Raw genomic sequence first — 17,497 nt, 5'->3', positions numbered from 1 at the left:
GGGCCGATCGGGTCAGCCCTGGGGCGACGCCGAGGGCTCCTCCGCGTCCGTGGACCACACCTGCCACGGCTGACGCGTCACCCACTCCTCCACCGGCGCCGGGTTCACCCGGAGCACCTCGGCGGCGACCCCGTCGTCGGCCGCGAGGAGCAGCGGATCGGCTCCCGTCGCCATGTAGTGGTAGATCCCCGCGACCCCGGCCGCCGCCTTCGGCCCGAGCAGCTGGGCGAGCCCGCGCTCGAAGGCCTCGGGCGGCAGCGGCAGATAGTGCACCGCCCGCCCCAGGCCCCGGCCGAACGCCGCCGCCAGCTCGGCTCCCGTCATCGACCGGGCCCCGCCGATGTCGAACGTACGTCCGTCCAGGCCCTCCCCGGTCAGCGCCGCGAGCACCGCCTCCGCCAGGTCCCGGTGCGAGATCCAGGCCGCCGGGGTGTGCTCGGGCAGCGGATAGGCCAGCACGCCGTCGTTGACCAGCGCCGGACCGTTCCACGGCGAGAAGAGGTTGTCCAGGTAGACCGGCGGTCTGACGACCACCAGCGGGACGCCGCAGTCCCGGAAGACCGCCTCGGCGATCCGCCGGGTCTCGAACGCGGCCACCGAGGTCGGGCCCTGCGGCACGCGGGTGTTCGCGTTGTAGACCAGGCGGACGATCCCGGCCTCCAGGGCGGCGAGCGCGATGTTCCGCGCGTACAGCCGGACCCGCTCCGGCTCGTACACCAGCGGCATCACCACCGAGGCATGGGTCATGCCCTCGAACAGCCGCCGCACGTCCGCGGCGCTCGCCAGGTCGCCCGCGACATAGGAGGCGCCCGGCAGGGGCGGGCGATCGCCCTCCGGACGGCGCGTGAGCGTACGGACCCGGTGGTGCCGCTCGGCCAGCAGGCGCGCCACCGCGCCCCCCTGGAAGCCGGTCGCTCCCACGACCGCCACCCGCATCGGAATCTGACTGGACATGTGTCGTTGAGGCCCTTCGATAGGCTGTGACTGCTGCCGTGACGGCTCTCTCAGGCTGGCGGCGGCGGCTTCGGCCGTTCAATTAACAAACCGGGGCGGAAGTTGAAGGATCGTCCATGGACACCGTGGGAACCGACTGTCACGACCGGCATGGGGAGGAGCGCGACGACCAGCGCGACGATCTCCTGAGCGAACTGCTGAAACCGCTCCGGCTCACCGGCGTCTTCGACAGCCGGTGGCACGTCCGCGCGCCCTGGGCCATCGAGGGCGACGCGGAGCAGAGCTGTGCCGTGCTGCACTACCTCGTCGAGGGCGGCTGCTGGATCACCGGCGAGGGCCAGACCCCCCTGGAGCTGCGCGCCGGCGATCTCATCGTCTTCCCCACCGGCACCGCCCACCGGCTCTCCGACCGCCCCGACCGTCAGGGCCTGCCGCTCAAGGCGGTCCTGCCCGAGCGCCAGCCCGGCACCTCCGGCGAGATCGTCATCGACGGCACCGGCACCGAGAGCCGGCTGCTGTGCGCCGGGCTCCACTACGACGCCAGCGCCGCCACCGGCCTCTACACCTCGCTGCCCTGGGCGCTGGTCCTCGACGGCACACAGGTCGAACGGGAACCGCTGCTCCGCGACACGCTCCGGCTGCTCGCCGACCCCGCCCGGCCCCTCGGCCCGGGGGACCGGCTGATCACCCTGCGCGCCTTCGAGATGGCCCTCGTGCTCGCCCTGCGCCCGCTGCTGCGCGAGCTGACCGACAACCCGGACGCGCTGCCGGTGCTCCGCCACCCCGGCATCAGCCGGGCCCTGGTCATGATCGCCACCCGATTCGCCGAACCCTGGACCATCGAGTCCCTCGCTCGCGAGGTCGGCATGTCCCGCTCCGCGTTCACCGCCGCCTTCCGCGAACTGGTCGGCGAGGCGCCGGCCCGCCACCTCACGGGCCGGCGGATGCAGGAGGCGGCCCGGCTCCTCACGGAGACCTCGATCCCGCAGTCCGCGGTCCCGCCCCGGGTCGGCTACCAGAGCGCCGTCGGCTTCCACCTCGCCTTCCGGAAATGGTTCGGCATGACGCCGGGGGAGTACCGCTCCGGCGTCGACAACGCGGCCTGACCGCAGGCGCCCTGACCTGGCGCGAACCCCTCCGGCGGCCCGCGCGGGACGCGGCCCCGGGTGGACCGCGTCCATGATCCGGGCAAAAGCCGCATGACCGGAAGACGACTGGCCGGTTCTTAAGGACCGCTGGACGGACGTTCATTGCCCTCGCCCCCCGAGCCATGGAGGCTCAAGGCGGCAGAGCCATGACAGACGAGGAGAGGCGATAAGCGGTGACGAGGTCCGGGCAGGATTATCTGGAGGCGCTGCGCGACGGGCGCGAGATCTGGCTCGACGGAGAGCGGATCAAGGACGTCACCGCTCACCCCGCCTTCCGGGCCACCGCGGCCTCCTTCGCCGGGCTCTACGACCTCGCCCACGACTCCCCGCAGACCCCCGTCCTGGTCCAGGGCGGGGTGCACCGCGCCTACGCCGTGCCCCGGTCGTACGAGGACCTGGTCGCCCGCCGCCGGGCGTACAAGGCCTGGGCGGAGGCCAGTTACGGCTTCCTCGGCCGCACCCCCGACTACATGGCCTCCGGCGCGGCCGGGTTCGCCGCCGCCCCGCACGTCTTCGACACCGAGTGCTTCGACGGCGCCGACAACGCCCTGGCCTACCACCGCCGGCTCGCCGAGGGCGGGCTGTACTCCGCCTTCACCATCACCAACCCGGCCTCCGGGCGCGGCGAGGACGACCTGACGGTCCGGGTCGTCCAGGACCGCGCCGACGGGATCGTGGTCCGCGGCGCCAAGACCATCGGCACCGGGGCCGTCTTCGCCGACGAGATCCTCGTCGGGACGATCGAGCCGCTGGCGCGGGAGGACATCGAGCGGGCGCTCACCTTCTCCGTCCCCGTGGACACCCCCGGCCTGAAGCTCATATCGCGGACCTCGTACGAGGGGCGGGCCCGGTCCGTCTTCGACCATCCGCTCTCCTCGCGGTACGACGAGAACGACGCGCTGCTCGTCTGCGCCGACGTGTTCGTCCCCTGGGAGCGGGTGCTGACCTACCGGGACGTGGACGCGACCGCCGCGATGTGGTGGCAGACCCCGGCCTATCTGAACTTCACCCACCAGTCGGCGACCCGGTTCTGGACCAAGCTGGAGTTCCTCACCGGCCTCGCGATCCTCATCGCCCGGTCCAACGGCACGGACACGCTGCCGCCGGTCACCCAGGCCATCGGACGGCTCCTCGGCATGGTCGCGCAGGCCAAGGCGTTCGTCCTCGCCGCGGAGGCGTCGTGGGAGCCGGTCGACGGGGGCCGGGGCGGGGTGCGCCCGGGCCAGGAGATCTCCTTCGCCCAGCGGATCATGGCCGGTGAGCTGTACCCGCGGGCCGTCCAGGACATCAAGCTGCTCGCCGGCGGGGCGCTCGTCCAGACCCCGGCCAGCGGACGGGACCTGCTCCACCCGGAGCTGGGCCCGCTCGTACGCCGATACTTCCGCGCCCCCGGCCACCCGGCCGAGGACCGGCTCAAGCTCCTGAAGCTCGCCTGGGACGCCCTCGGTTCGGAGTTCGCCGGCCGCCACGAGCAGTACGAGCGCTTCTACCAGGGAGCCCCGCACGTCTATCTGACGATGCAGACCTGGGCGGGCGGCGCCGACGACTGCGTGGGCCTGGCACAGGCCTGCCTGGACGGGTACGACCTCGGGACGACGACGGGGCCGGCGGCGGGCGCGCCGGGGCCGGCCGCCGGGCCGGCGACGGGGACGACGCCCGGGACCGGCCGGTGACCCCGCACCGAGCGACCCACGGCGACACCGGAGGCTCCCGGGCCCGGCCGCCGTCCCCGTCGGCAGGTCGGGAGACGCACGGCGACACCGGGGGCTCCCGGGCCCGGCCGTCGTCCCCGTCGGCAGGTCGGGCGGTCCGGCGCCGGGAGGTCCGGCGGTGAGTGCCTCTCCTTCCCCGCGCGGCGCCCTCGCGCTGCTCGCGTCCACGCAGCTGCTGCTCATCCTGGACACCGCGGTCGTCAACGTCGCCCTCCCCTCGATCGGCGAGGACCTCGGGTCGGGCTCGGCCGGCCTCTCCTGGGTGGCCAACGCCTACCTGATCACCTTCGGAGGTCTGCTGCTGCTCGGCGGCCGCGCCGCCGACCTCCTCGGCCACCGCCGCCTCTTCCTCGCCGGTCTCGGCGTGCTGGCCGCCGCCTCTGCCGCCGGCGCGCTCGCCCCGGGCGCGTCCACCCTCGTCGCCGCCCGCGCCGCCCAGGGCGTCGGCGCCGCCCTCGCCGCGGCCGCCGCGTTCGCGCTCCTCCTCGGCCTGTTCCCGGACGGCCCCGCCCGCCACAAGGCCCTCGGCGCCTTCGCCGCCATGGGCGGCCTCGGCGGCGTCCTCGGCACCGTGGTCGGCGGCGTCCTCACCGACCTCCTCGGCTGGCGCTCCACGTTCTGGCTCAACGTCCTCGTCGCCGCCGTCCTGGTCGCCCTCGCCCCGCGCGTCCTCGCACCGGGCGGGCGCCGGGCCGCCCGGGACTTCGACCTCGCCGGAGCCTTCGCCGCCACCGGCGGGCTCGGGCTCGTCGCGTACGCCCTCGTCGGGGGCGGCGAGTCCGGCTGGCTCTCCCCCCGTACCCTCGGCACCGGCGGCGCGGGGCTGGCCCTCCTCGCCGCGTTCGCGGTGATCGAGACCCGGGCCGCCGCTCCCCTCGTGCCGCCCGCCGTGCTCGCCCGTCCGGCGCTCCGGCTCGCCAACGTCCTCGGCGCCCTCGCCCAGATGACGCTCTTTCCCATGTTCTTCCTGGTCAGCCTCTATCTGCAGAGCGTCATCGGCCACTCCCCGCTCGGCGGCGGCCTGGGGCTGCTGCCGCTCTCGCTGGTCGTCGTCGCGGTCGCCCCGCGGACCGGCCGGCTCATCCTGCGGATCGGGCTGATCCGGACCATGACCCTCGGCTTCGTGCTGCTCTGCGCCGGCACCCTGTGGCTGGCGCTCGCGCTCACCGCCGGCGGCACCTTCCTCACCACCGTCCTCGCGCCCAGCCTGGTGCTGGGCGTCGCCCTGCCGCTGGTCATGGTCACCACCAATGTGGCCGCCACGGCCGAGGCAGCCCCCGAGGAGACCGGCCTGGCATCCGGACTCGTCAACACCGCCCAGCAGTTCGGGTCGGTGCTCGGTCTTGCCGTTCTGGTGGCCATCGCCACCACCCGTACCGACGCTGCCACCGCAGCGGCCCAGACCACCGGTTTCAGAGCCGCGCTCCTCGTCGGCGCGGCCTTCGCCGCCGTCGCCGCGACGCTCTCGGTACGCCTGCGCCTCCCCGCCCCCGCCCCGGCGCCACCGCGCCGGGACCGGGCGGCCGAGCCGACCCACGGTGACCACGTGGGTGACCACATCTGATCTCGGCGACCCGCCGGAGGGGCGCGTCTGCCGACAGGGAGATACGCGCTCGGCTCCCCGACCATGGGGGACCCTCGGACGATGTCCAGGGGGGAGCCGGGCACCATCGACCGTCGGCAGCCGCACCGACCGCCCCCGAGGCACACCGAAACCACGAAGAGGGGCATTCCGTTGACCCTGTACGACCTTGTCGCGCCCGGTCTCGACGAACGCGGCGATCCGCGTTACCGCATCTCCGACATACGCGCCGCCGATCCACTCGGCGCCGACGCCCTGCTCGCCGCGCTGCCCGCGATGAACGCCGACGCCGACGTCGCCGCGCTCGTCGTGTCCCTGCGCACCCTCGTCCCCGACCCGGACCGGGCGGCCGAGTGGAACGTGGAGGCCGCCCTGGCCGCCATGCGCGACCTGGGCATCCTGCTCGGCTCGCTGAAACGCCACGGCGTCCAGCCGGTCGCCGCCGTCCCCGAGGTGCTGCCCATCCTCGAACTCCTGGGCCGGCGCACCGACATGGTGCCCCGGGACACCGTGCACCACTACACCACCTGGAACCCGCTCGGCCCGCGCCAGCGGATGTACACCGGGCACCCCATGGAGGGGCACCTCCAGGAGGCCGTCCGGATGACCTTCCCCGGTCTGGTGGCCGCGCTCGACACCTGCGCGCGCCTCGCCCGGCTGGAACCGTACGACCCCGGCTTCGCGGTCGCCCTCGACCGCCTCGCCCACCACGTCCAGTCGATGGTCGACTCCATCGACTTCACCGTCGCCCACGTCACCCCGGAGTTCTTCGCGCTCACCCTGCGCCCCTACTTCGAGGAGGTCGAGGTCGCCGGGCGCGACTACCTCGGCCCCGCCGCCGCCCAGGTCCCGCTCTGGCTGGTCGACCTGACGCTCTGGCAGTGCGACCGCTCCCACCCCGACTACGACGCCTTCCTCGACGACTCCGTGCAGTACAGCCTGCCGTCCTGGCGGGACTTCCATACCCGGCACATCGGCGGCGTCTCCGCCGTCAGCAAGCTGTCCGCCGCCGTCAGCTGGGAGAACGTCGAGCGGCTGCCCCCGCAGCTGGAGGCGTCCGCGCAGGCCCTCGCCCGCGTCCTGAAGATCCTCAAGACCTTCCGCGCCCGCCACATCGGGATCGCCCGCAAGGCCTACCGCGACGACCTGCGGCTGTACGACGAGGGCAGCGGCGGCGCCCCGATCGTCCTGCTGCGCTCGATCCTCGACCTGACCCGGGACAACGAGACCATGGTGCGCCAGGCGACGGGCAGCCCCCGGCCGGTCGCGGGCGCCCGCACGTCGGCGGCGTGAGGAGAGACCGATGAACACCGACACACCTTCCTCGGGCGCGCTGCCGGACGCCCTGTCGGACGTCCTGTCCGACGAGTGCGACCTGCCCGGCTGCGGACTGCTGCACGTGGTCGTCGCCGGCGGCGGCATCGCGGGCCTCACCACCGCCCTCGCCCTGCACGCCGCCGGATTCCAGCGCGTCACCGTCGTGGAGGCGGCCAGGACCGGCCGTCCGGTCGGCGCCGGGCTCAACCTGATGCCCAACGCCGTCCGCGAGCTCGACGCGCTCGGCCTGCTCGACCGCCTGGAGGCCGGCGCCGTGCGCACCCGCGAACTGCGCTACTACCACCGCTCGGGCGGCCTGATATCCCGCGAGCCGCGCGGGCTCGGCGCCGGCTACCGCTGGCCCCAGCTCTCCGTCCACCGCGCCCACCTCCAGCGGGTCCTGGCCGAGGCGGTACGCGAACGGCTCGGCCCCGCCGCCCTGATCAGGGGGGTCCGCGTCACCCACGCGGAGACGCTGCCCGACGGCCGCCCGCGCATCCAGCTGGAGCACCGAGACGGCACCACCCGGGGCCGGGCCTCCCTCGAACCGGACGTCCTGATCGGCGCCGACGGCATCCGCTCGGCCGTCCGGGCCGCACTCAACCCGGGCGAGGGCGCCCCGCCCTGGAACGGGATGACGGTGTGGCGGGGGGTCTCCCGGATGCCCGCCCGCGCCGTCGGCGACTCCATGTTCATCGCCGGGGACGACCGCCAGAAGGCCGTCGTCTACCCCCTGACCGAGCCCTCGGACCCGGACGGCACCGTCCTGGTCAACTGGGCTCTCGCCCGCCCCGCCGACGACACGGCGGGGGAGGAGCGGCGCGCGGAGTACCGGGGCGACTGGAACCGCGCCGTCGCTGTAGAAACGTTCCTGCACCACTTCGAGGGGTGGGAGTTCGACGGCGTCAGCGTGCCCGGCATCCTGCGGGCCGCCGACGCCGCGCACGCGTACCCCATGGTCGACCGCGAGCCCCTGGAGCGCTGGACCCACGGCCGCACCACCCTGGTGGGCGACGCCGCCCACGCGATGTACCCGATCGGCTCCAACGGCGCCACCCAGTCCGTCGTCGACGCCCGCGCCCTCGCCCACGCGCTGGCCCGCCACCGTGACCCGGCGGTCGCCCTCGCCGCCTACGAGGAGGAGCGCCGGCCCGCCATGACGGCCCTGCAGCAGGCCAATCGCCGGCTCGGCCCCGAGGTCGTCATCAACCTGGCCCACCAGCGGGCGCCGCACGGCTTCACCGACATCCACGAGGTGATCCCCGCTCACGAACTGGCCGCCATCGCCGCACGCTATGCCGCCACCGGAGCCTTCGACCCGACCGCCGTCAACCAGGGATCCCCCTACGGCACACGCCGTCCGGGTGCCCCCGCCCCACCCCCCGTACGGGTGGGCGCGCCGCTCTGACGCCCCGTCCGGGCCACGGCACCACCCCCGCGCGCCGTGGTCCGGACGGAGGCAGTGGCCTACCTTCGAGGGGACGCACAGCGGACGCACAGCGTGGTGCGTCCGCTCCGCTCCGCTCTCCCCTGCGAAGGTGGAACACGTGAAGGCAATCCGTCGATTCACCGTGCGCCCCGTCCTCCCCGACACCCTTCGACCGCTCACCGACCTGGCGCGGAACCTGCGCTGGTCCTGGCACGAGCCGACCCGTGAACTCTTCGACTCCGTGGCCACCGTCCCCGCCGGGGACCGCCGCACCGACGACGGCGACCCCGTCCGGCTGCTCGGCTCCGTCTCCGCCGCCCGCCTCGCGGCCCTCGCCGCCGACCAGGAGTTCCTGGACCGGCTGCACGCCGCCGCCGAGGACCTCGACCACTATCTGCACGCCCCCCGCTGGTACCAGGAACACCAGGAACACCACGGCGGGCTGCCCGCCGCGATCGCGTACTTCTCCCCCGAGTTCGGCGTCACCGCCGCCCTGCCCCAGTACTCCGGCGGCCTCGGCATCCTCGCCGGCGACCACCTCAAGGCCGCCAGCGACCTCGGCGTCCCGCTGATCGGCGTCGGACTCCTCTACCGCCACGGCTACTTCCGCCAGTCCCTCTCCCGCGAGGGCTGGCAGCTGGAGCACTACCCCGTCCTCGACCCCGGCGAGCTGCCGCTCTGCCTGCTCCGCGACACCGACGGCACCCCCGCCAAGGTCACCCTCGCCCTGCCCGGCGGCCGCAGCCTGCACGCCCACATCTGGACCGCGCAGGTCGGCCGCGTCCCCCTGCTGATGCTCGACTCCGACGTCGAGGAGAACGCGCCCGGCGAACGCAACGTCACCGACCGCCTCTACGGCGGCGGCAGCGAGCACCGGCTCCTCCAGGAGATGCTCCTCGGCATCGGCGGCGTCCGGGCCGTCCGTACGTACTGCCGGCTCACCGGCACCCCGGCGCCCGAGGTCTTCCACACCAACGAGGGCCACGCCGGCTTCCTCGGCCTCGAACGCATCCGCGAACTGGCCGGCGACGGCATCGGCTTCGACGCGGCCCTGGAGACCGTCCGCGCCGGGACCGTCTTCACCACCCACACGCCCGTCCCCGCGGGCATCGACCGCTTCGACCGCGGTCTCGTCGCCCGCCACCTCGGCGACGACGGCGAGCTGCCCGGCGTCGACGTCGGACGGATCCTCGCCCTCGGCGACGAGACCCCGCTCGGCGGCGAGCCCGGACTCTTCAACATGGCCGCCATGGGGCTGCGCCTGGCCCAGCGCGCCAACGGTGTCTCCACCCTGCACGGGGGAGTCAGCCGCCAGATGTTCGCCGGACTGTGGCCGGGCTTCGACTCCGGCGAGGTGCCCATCGGCTCCATCACCAACGGCGTCCACGCGCCGACCTGGACCGCCCCCGAGGTCGGCCGGCTCGGCCCGGACGCCGACGACCGCGCGCTGTGGGAGCTGCGCCGCACCCTGCGCGAACAGCTCGTCACCGAGGTAAGGGAGCGGCTGCGGGCCTCCTGGCGGCAGCGTGGCGCCGCGGCCGCCGAACTCGGCTGGACCGACTCCGTCCTCGACCCCGACGTCCTCACCATCGGCTTCGCCCGCCGGGTCCCGTCGTACAAGCGCCTCACCCTGATGCTCCGCGACCCGGACCGGCTGCGGGCGCTGCTGCTCCACCCCGAGCGGCCCGTCCAGCTCGTGGTGGCCGGCAAGGCCCACCCGGCCGACGACGGCGGGAAGCGGCTCGTGCAGGAGCTGGTGCGGTTCGCCGACGACCCCCGGGTCCGGCACCGGATCGTGTTCCTGCCCGACTACGGCATGGCCATGGCGCGCAAGCTGTACCCCGGCTGCGACGTCTGGCTGAACAACCCGCTGCGGCCGCTGGAGGCGTGCGGCACCAGCGGGATGAAGGCCGCGCTCAACGGCTGCCTCAACCTCTCGGTCCTCGACGGCTGGTGGGACGAGTGGTTCGAGCCGGACTTCGGCTGGGCCATCCCGACCGCGGACGGGGCGGCCGCCGCCGACCAGGAGCGCCGGGACGACCTGGAGGCGGCCGCGCTCTACGAACTCGTCGAGCGCCGGGTCGCCCCCCGCTTCTACGACCGGGGGGAGGACGGCGTCCCCGCCCGCTGGACCGCGATGGTCCGCCGGACCCTCGGCGACCTCGGGCCCAAGGTGCTCGCCGACCGGATGGTCCGGGAGTACGTGGAGCGGCTGTACGCCCCCGCCGCGGCGGCGCGCCGCGAGCTCGACCCGGACGCGGCGCGGGAACTGGCCGACTGGAAGTCCCGGGTCCGGACCGCCTGGCCGAAGGTCGCCGTCCACCACGTGGAGGTCGGCGAACTCGGCGAGGACCTCGGCGACGCCGAGCTGGGCGCGACGCTCGCGGTACGGGTCGCCGTGTCGCTCGGGGAACTGCGGCCGGAGGACGTGGAGGTGCAGGCGGTCACCGGCCGCGTCACCCCCGACGACACCCTCGCCGACCCCCGCGTCTGCGCCCTGAAGCCGGCCGGCGGGGGCTCCGACCTCGACGGCCGGCGGATCTACGAGGGCTCCCTGGTCCTGGACCGCACCGGGCCCTTCGGCTGCACGGTCCGGGTCCTGCCGGCCCACGCCCGGCTCGCCTCGCCGGCCGAGCCCGGCCTGGTGGTCTGGCCGGCCGACGCCGTGGCGGAGGGGGCCGGGGTGCTGCTGCGCTGACGAGCCGCCGGGGCGGGCCCGGTGAGCCACGGTGGCTCACCGGGCCCGCCCCGGACCCCGGACACGACGCACGACCGCCCGGAGGGAGTGCATCCCTCCGGGCGGTCGTCACGGTGTGGTCACCGCGGGGCTGTTACGGGAACGTCAGCTTGAAGGAGTTGATGTACCCGGTGTCGACCGAGGCCTTGTCCTGGACGCGGAGCTTCCAGGCGCCGTTGGCGACCTCCGAGGAGGCGTTCACGGTGTAGGACTGGACGATGTTGTCGGCGCTGCCGCCGGAGCGGTTGTGCAGGTTGTAGACCGAGCCGTCGGGGGCGACGAGGTCGACGACGAGGTCGCCCTTGTAGGTGTGGACGATGTTGACGTCGACCTTGAGGGCGGAGGGGGCGTTGCCGGTGACGCCGGTGACGTTGACCGTGGAGGTCACCGCGGCGCCGTTGTCCGGGACGGACACGTCGGCGGTGTTCTCGAAGACCTTGCCGCCGGGGTTGCCGCCGCCGGGGCGCGAGCCCACGTTGATGCCGGCCCAGGCGTGCTCGACGGCCAGGACCTCGGGGCTGCCGGCGCCGTACAGCTCGGTGGCCACCGCGACCGTACCGGTGCGGGCACCGGCGTAGTTGGTGTTCGAGCTGAACTTGGTGGTGAGCGCCTTGAACCAGATCAGCGCGGCCTTGTCCCGGCCGATGCCGGTGACGGGCAGGCCGTCGGAGGTCGGCGAGTCGTAGTTGACGCCGTTGACGGTCTTGGCGCCGCTGCCCTCGGAGAGCAGGTAGAACCAGTGGTTCGCCGGGCCCGAGGAGTAGTGGACGTCGATGCCGCCGATGCCCGAGTACCACGCGTCCTTGGACGAGCCGTCCTTGCTCGGCTTGTCCATGTAGCGCAGCGGGGTGCCGTTGCCGCGGATGTCGATCTTCTCGCCGACGAGGTAGTCGCCCTTGTCCGAGGCGTTGTTGGCGTAGAACTCGACGGCCGCCGCGAAGATGTCGGAGGTCGCCTCGTTCAGGCCGCCGGACTCACCGCTGTAGACCAGACCGGCGGTGTTGGACGTGACGCCGTGGGACATCTCGTGCGCGGCCACGTCGATCGAGGTGAGCGGCTTGGTGTTGCCCGCGCCGTCGCCGTACGTCATGCAGAAGCAGGAGTCCTGCCAGAAGGCGTTGACGTAGGCGTTGCCGTAGTGGACGCGGGAGTACGCGCCGACGCCGTCACCGCGGATGCCGGAGCGGCCGTGCACGTTCTTGAAGTAGTCCCAGGTGACCCCGGCGCCGAAGTGCGCGTCCGCGCCCGCGGTCTCCGCGTTCTGCGGGGTGCCGTCGCCCCAGATGTCGTCGGAGCCGGAGAAGAGCGTCCCGGTGCCGGACGTACCCCGGTTGAGGTTGTACGTCTTGTGGTTGCCGCGGCCGGTGTCGGTCAGCGTGTACGACGGCGCGGTGCCCAGCGTCACCTGGCCGCTGTACTGCGTGTTGCCGGTGCCGGTGTGGACGGCCTGCCACTCGTACAGCTTCTTGCCGGTGGTGGCGTCGGTGACGACGTGCAGCTCGTTCGGGGTGCCGTCGTGCTGGAGGCCGCCGACGACGGTCTCGTACGCCAGGACGGGCGAACCCTGCGCCATCCAGACGACCTTGCGCGGGGCGCGCTCGGCGGCGGTCTTCTTCGAGCCCTCCGCCGCGGCGGCGCCGAGCGCCTGCTTCTCGGCGGCGGCCGGGGCCACGTCGGCGCTGAGGTCGACGTTCCTCAGCTCGGCGCGGGAGGCCTTGGAGACGCCCTGGGTCACGCCGGCCTTGGTCTCGGCGACCACCAGGTCGCCGCCGAGGACGGGGAGTCCGGCGTAGGTGCGCTCGTAGCGCGTGTGGGTGGTGCCGTCGCGGTCCTGGACCACGTCACGGACGACCAGCTTCTCCTGGGTGCCGAGGCCGAGGGCCTTGGCGGTCGCGGCCTTGTCGGCGTCGGCCGCCCGTATCAGCGCGGTGCGCTGGGCGGGCGAGAGGTCCGCCGGGAGCTTGCCGGGGTTGGCGGCGGTGCCGGCCTGAGCCTTCGGCGCGGCCTGGGTGTCCGCCGCGGTGGCGGCACCCGTCTGGACCGAGACGGCGAGCATGGCGGCGGCAGCGATCAGGGCGCCGGTCGCGGTGGCGCGACGGCTGGGCGTGGATCTCACGCAGACTCCTTTTGCGAGGGGGGTACCGGACGGCTGGGTGGGTCGTCCGGGCAGAGCAAACAGAGCTGTGGAGCACGTACGGCGACACGCTGATGTGACACGCACTTGTGAGGCGCGAACTCCGGTGCGAGGAGTCGGGAAGGAGAGTGACAGTCATCACGGGTCCGTGTCAGGAGCGCGTCAAGAAGTTGGCCGGAAATCGTCCGGTGCCCGAAGGGCCGTGTTCGTTAAGCGGACGTTTCGTCGATCTTGGTCGCGACGTCATCCGGTGTTCGTCCGGCCCCGATTCCGAAGCGGGTCCCATGGTCGGACGCCCGATGCCCGCTGTCTCCCGGACCGTTGAGCAGCGGGGACGCGCCCGCCTGACGGCCGTCCGACGGCATGGCTCGTTCCGCCCCCTCCCCGCGCCGTCCCCGGCCGCCGCGCCACGCCGTCCCGCCCCTCCGGCACGCGCGCGGTGACCAGTCCGTGGACAGGGCGGGGTCAGGGCGGGGCCAGGGCGGGGTCAGGAGGGGGCGGTCGGGCCGGCTCAGCCCACCAGGCTGTCCCGCCAGGCGCGGTGCAGACCGGCGTAGTGCCCGTCCCCGCCGACGAGATCCGCCGGAGAGCCGTCCTCCACCACGCGCCCCGCCTCCATCACCAGTACCCGGTCCGCGATCTCCACCGTCGAGAGCCGGTGCGCGATCACCACCGCGGTGCGCCCCGCGAGGACCGTGTCCATCGCCCGCTGCACCGCCCGCTCGCCGGGCACGTCGAGCGAGCTGGTCGCCTCGTCCAGGATCAGCACCGCCGGGTCCGCCAGCAAGGCGCGCGCGAAGGCGACCAGTTGTCGCTGACCCGCCGAGATGCGGCCGCCCCGCTTGCGTACGTCCGTGTCGTACCCGTCCGGCAGCGCGGCGATGAAGTCGTGCGCGCCGATCGCCTTCGCCGCATGCTCGATCTCCTCCCGGGTCGCCTCGGGCCGCCCGATCGCGATGTTCTCCGCGACCGTCCCCGAGAACAGGAACGCCTCCTGCGTCACCATCACCACACCCCGCCGCAGCTCCGGCGTCGCCAGCTCCCGCACGTCGACCCCGTCCAGCAGGACCCGGCCCTCGGTCGGGTCGTAGAAACGGGCCAGCAGCTTGGCCAGGGTCGACTTGCCCGCCCCCGTCGACCCGACGACCGCGACCGTCTGGCCCGCCGGGATCCGCAGGTCGAAGCGGGGCAGCACCTCGCCACCCGTGCGGTAGGCGAACCGCACCTCCTCGAAGACGACCTCCCGCCCCGGGAAGCCGGGCCGGGCAGGCGGCAGCTCCCGCGGAGCCGCGGCCTCCGGCACCCCCGGAGCCTGCGCGAGCAGACCGGCGATCTTGCCCAGGGAGGCGGCGGCGGACTGGTACGAGTTGAGGAACATGCCGAGCCGGTCGATCGGGTCGTACAACCGCCGCATGTACAGCACCGCCGCCGCGAGAACCCCGAGCGCCAGCGTCCCGCCCGCGACGCGGGTGGCGCCCCACAGGCACATGCCCGCCACCGCCGTGTTCGCCAGGAGCCGTGACCCGACGACATAGCGGGCCATCTCCAGGAGCGCGTCGCCGTTGCTCCGCTCGTGGCGGTGGTTGAGCGCCGCGAACTCCGCGTCGTTGGCCCGCTCCCGGCGGAACGCCCGCACCGGCCGGATCCCGTTCATCGTCTCCGCGAACTTCACGATCACGCCCGCGACGGCCGTGGACCGCTCGGCGAAGACCACGGCCGCGCGCCGCTGGTAGAGCCGTACCAACAGGTACAGCGGGACGAAGGAGGCGACGGCCACCGCCCCGATCCCGAGGTCGAGCCAGAGCAGCATCGCCGAGATGGTCACGAACGCGAGGACGACGCCGATCAGCTCCTGGAGCCCCTCGGCGAGCAGCTCGCGCAGCGACTCCACGTCCGTGGTGGAGCGGGAGATGAGCCGGCCCGAGGTGTACCGCTCGTGGAAGTCCAGGCTCAGCGCCTGGGCATGGCGGAAGATCCGGCCGCGCAGGTCGAGCAGGACGTCCTGGTTCACCCGGGCCGCGCCGCGGACGAAGGCGTACTGGAGGAGTCCGGCGCCCGCCGCGCAGACGAGGTAGCCGACGGCGACGAGGACCAGCGGGCCGTGGTCGCCGGCCCGGACCGCCGGGACACCGCGGTCGATGGCGTACGCGACGAGCAGCGGACCGGCCTGGACGGCGGCCTGCTGGAGCAGCAGCACGAGCGAGGCGACGACGACCCGGGCGCGGTGGGCCGAGAGCAGCGAGCGCAGCAGGGCTCCGGTGGCCCCGGCCGGCGCCGGCAGATCGTCCTGGTCGAACGGGTCGCCGGCCCCGCCGGCCGCCCGGGCCGCGCCGGGCCCCGGGGCCGCCAGGGGACCCGACGTCGGGCCCGACGTGGGCTCGGCCCCCGCCTCCGCCGCGGGACCGGCCTCCGGCGACCCCGCCTCCCCGGCCGCCGCCTCCGACGTGGGACCCGACGTCGGCCCGGGCCCGGGGGACGCCGCGGGACCGGCCTCCGGTGACCCCGCCTCCTCGGCCCCCGCCTCCGCCGGGAGGTCCGGCCGCGGCTTCGCCGGGCCCGGTGCCGGGCTCTTCCCCGGGCCCGGCGCCGGGCCGTCCGCCGTCTTCTTCGCCGTCTCCGTCATCGGGGGTCGTCTCCTTCGCCCTCACCGGACATCAGCCAGGCGTACTCGGCGTCGCTCTGCAACAGTTCGTGGTGGGTGCCCACCGCCGTGATCCGCCCCCCGGACAGCAGCGCCACCCGGTCGGCGAGCAGGACGGTCGACGGGCGGTGCGCCACCACCAGGGCCGTGGTGTCCCGCAGCACCTCCCGCAGCGCGGCCTCCACCAGCGCCTCGGTGTGCACGTCGAGCGCCGAGAGCGGGTCGTCGAGGACCAGGAAGCGGGGCCGGCCCACCACCGCCCGGGCCAGTGCAAGACGCTGGCGCTGGCCCCCGGACAGGCTCATGCCCTGCTCGCCGACCCGGGTGGCCGCGCCCTCCGGGAGCGCCGCGACGAAGCCCTCCGCCTGGGCGACAGCGAGCGCGCGCCGCAGCTCCGGCTCCCCGGCCCCCGCCCCGGCGCCCATCAGGACGTTCTCGCCGACGCTCGCCGAGAAGAGCGTCGGCTCCTCGAACGCCACCGACACCAGCGCGCGCAGCCGTTCGCGTTCCATCCGGGTGATGTCCTCGCCGTCCAGCAGGATCCGCCCGCCGGTCGCCTCGTGCAGCCGGGGCACCAGCGCCGTGAGCGTCGTCTTGCCGGACCCGGTGGCGCCGACCAGGGCCAGCGTCTCCCCGGGCCGGATGTGCAGATCGATCCCGTCCAGCACGGGCGGGGCGCCGGCGGGCGCGTCCGGGTAGCGGAAGGAGACGTTCTCGAACCGCACCCCGTCCGGAGGCGCGGGCACGGTGCCGCCGGCCGAGACCGGGCTGGGCGTCTCCTCCGGCTCGTCCATCACCTCGAAGTACCGCTCCGTCGCCGTGGCCGCCTCCTGCGACATCGCCAGCAGGAAACCGATCGACTCCACCGGCCAGCGCAGCGCGAGCGCCGTCGACAGGAACGCGACGAGCGTGCCCGCCGACAGCTCCCCGTCGGCGACCTGCACCGTGCCCAGGACCAGCGCCGCACCGATGGCCAGCTCCGGCAGGACCGTGATGAGCGCCCAGATCCCCGCCAGCAGCCGCGCCTTGACCAGCTCGGTCGAGCGCAGCGCCCCGGCCAGGGCCCGGAAGGCGAGGGCCTGGCTGCGGTGGCGGCCGAAGCCCTTGACGATCCGGATGCCGAGGACGCTCTCCTCCACGACCGTGGTGAGGTCCCCGACCTGGTCCTGCGCCTGCCGGGCGACCAGCGCGTACCGGCCTTCGAACCAGAAGCACAGGAACACCAGCGGCACCACGGGCGTCAGCAGCACCAGACCGAGCGTCCATTCCTGACCCAGCAGCAGGACGTAACCGGCCACGATCGTCACTCCGTTGACCAGGAGGAACGTCAGGGGGAAGGCCAGGAACATCCGTACCAGCATCAGGTCCGTCGTGCCGCGCGAGAGGAGCTGGCCGGATGCCCACCGGTCGTGGAAGGCGATCGGCAGGCGCTGCAGGTGCCGGAAGAGGTCGGCCCGCATCCGCGCCTCCACCGACGCCAGCGGGCGCGCCACCAGCCAGCGCCGGAAGCCGAACAGCACCGCCTCGGTTACACCGAGCAGCAGGAGGTACAGCGCCCCGAGCCACACCCCGCCCGGATCACCGGAGGCGACCGGGCCGTCCACCATCCACTTCAGGACGAGCGGGATGACGAGCGACAGGAACGAGGCGACGACCGCGACGGCGGCGGCGGCGGCCCACCGGCCCCGCACCGGGCGCACGTACGGCCACAGCCGCAGCAGCGCGCGCACGGTCGAGCGGTCGGCATCCTCGGCGGGGGCATGTTTTTCGGGCATCAGGCGTGAGCCTACGGTTCACCCCTGACATCCCTCACATGCTTTTCGGCCGCCGCGCGCCGGGTCGT

At 74.0% G+C, this 17,497-nt stretch carries 10 protein-coding genes; 6 read left to right on the top strand and 4 right to left on the bottom strand.

All coding sequences use genetic code 11. The features are described from left to right. Window positions 1-12: 12 nt before the first annotated feature. On the bottom strand, window positions 13-954 hold the full coding sequence (locus tag ACFZBD_RS11520) for an NmrA family NAD(P)-binding protein (protein ID WP_391139092.1): 942 nt from the start codon (window positions 952-954) through the stop codon (window positions 13-15). A 116-nt stretch (window positions 955-1,070) separates the two neighbouring features. On the opposite strand from ACFZBD_RS11520, the gene ACFZBD_RS11515 reads away from it, so the two are divergent. The 6 genes from ACFZBD_RS11515 to glgP all read left to right on the top strand — a co-directional run bounded on the left by ACFZBD_RS11515 (window position 1,071) and on the right by glgP (window position 10,840). Beyond that, a complete protein-coding gene (locus tag ACFZBD_RS11515) occupies window positions 1,071-2,060 on the top strand; it encodes a cupin domain-containing protein (RefSeq protein WP_391139090.1) in 990 nt (329 codons plus the stop codon). A 215-nt stretch (window positions 2,061-2,275) separates the two neighbouring features. After that, window positions 2,276-3,775: a 4-hydroxyphenylacetate 3-hydroxylase N-terminal domain-containing protein gene (locus tag ACFZBD_RS11510; protein WP_391139088.1), complete on the top strand. Its 1,500-nt coding sequence runs from the start codon at window positions 2,276-2,278 to the stop codon at window positions 3,773-3,775. Between the two features lie 157 nt (window positions 3,776-3,932). Next, complete coding sequence (locus ACFZBD_RS11505) at window positions 3,933-5,378, top strand: MFS transporter (RefSeq protein WP_391139087.1); 1,446 nt, start codon at window positions 3,933-3,935, stop codon at window positions 5,376-5,378. 171 nt (window positions 5,379-5,549) lie between these two features. After that, window positions 5,550-6,689, top strand: a complete 1,140-nt coding sequence (locus tag ACFZBD_RS11500; RefSeq protein WP_391139085.1) for a monodechloroaminopyrrolnitrin synthase PrnB family protein — start codon at window positions 5,550-5,552, stop codon at window positions 6,687-6,689. Between the two features lie 10 nt (window positions 6,690-6,699). Beyond that, window positions 6,700-8,121 (top strand): FAD-dependent monooxygenase, encoded by a 1,422-nt coding sequence (locus ACFZBD_RS11495; RefSeq protein WP_391139083.1) that lies wholly within the window; start codon window positions 6,700-6,702, stop codon window positions 8,119-8,121. 139 nt (window positions 8,122-8,260) lie between these two features. Next, the gene (glgP, locus tag ACFZBD_RS11490) at window positions 8,261-10,840 is read left to right on the top strand and encodes an alpha-glucan family phosphorylase (RefSeq protein ID WP_391139081.1); all 2,580 of its coding nucleotides are present in this window, start codon (window positions 8,261-8,263) and stop codon (window positions 10,838-10,840) included. Window positions 10,841-10,973: 133 nt separating this feature from the next. Here the strand turns inward: glgP and ACFZBD_RS11485 are convergent, their stop codons facing one another. The 3 genes from ACFZBD_RS11485 to ACFZBD_RS11475 all read right to left on the bottom strand — a co-directional run bounded on the left by ACFZBD_RS11485 (window position 10,974) and on the right by ACFZBD_RS11475 (window position 17,429). After that, a complete protein-coding gene (locus ACFZBD_RS11485; RefSeq protein ID WP_391139079.1) occupies window positions 10,974-12,995 on the bottom strand; it encodes a M4 family metallopeptidase in 2,022 nt (673 codons plus the stop codon). 529 nt (window positions 12,996-13,524) lie between these two features. Next, window positions 13,525-15,636: an ATP-binding cassette domain-containing protein gene (locus ACFZBD_RS11480; RefSeq protein ID WP_391139077.1), complete on the bottom strand. Its 2,112-nt coding sequence runs from the start codon at window positions 15,634-15,636 to the stop codon at window positions 13,525-13,527. Further along, a complete protein-coding gene (locus ACFZBD_RS11475; protein ID WP_391139075.1) occupies window positions 15,633-17,429 on the bottom strand; it encodes an ABC transporter transmembrane domain-containing protein in 1,797 nt (598 codons plus the stop codon). The genes ACFZBD_RS11480 and ACFZBD_RS11475 overlap by 4 nt, the downstream gene beginning before the upstream one ends. Between the last annotated feature and the right edge of the window lie 68 nt (window positions 17,430-17,497).

The organism is Streptomyces sp. NPDC008121 (assembly GCF_042957155.1).
Classification (GTDB): domain Bacteria; phylum Actinomycetota; class Actinomycetes; order Streptomycetales; family Streptomycetaceae; genus Streptomyces.
Note: the sequence above shows the minus strand (reverse complement) of the source record. Positions and strands in the feature narration are given on the sequence as shown.

Coding starts and splice junctions, on each gene's coding strand:
- ACFZBD_RS11495 (WP_391139083.1), top strand. CDS start 6,700: ATGAACACCGACACACCTTCCTCGGGCGCGCTGCCGGACGCCCTGTCG.
- ACFZBD_RS11520 (WP_391139092.1), bottom strand. CDS start 954: ATGTCCAGTCAGATTCCGATGCGGGTGGCGGTCGTGGGAGCGACCGGC.
- ACFZBD_RS11475 (WP_391139075.1), bottom strand. CDS start 17,429: ATGCCCGAAAAACATGCCCCCGCCGAGGATGCCGACCGCTCGACCGTG.
- ACFZBD_RS11480 (WP_391139077.1), bottom strand. CDS start 15,636: ATGACGGAGACGGCGAAGAAGACGGCGGACGGCCCGGCGCCGGGCCCG.
- ACFZBD_RS11515 (WP_391139090.1), top strand. CDS start 1,071: ATGGACACCGTGGGAACCGACTGTCACGACCGGCATGGGGAGGAGCGC.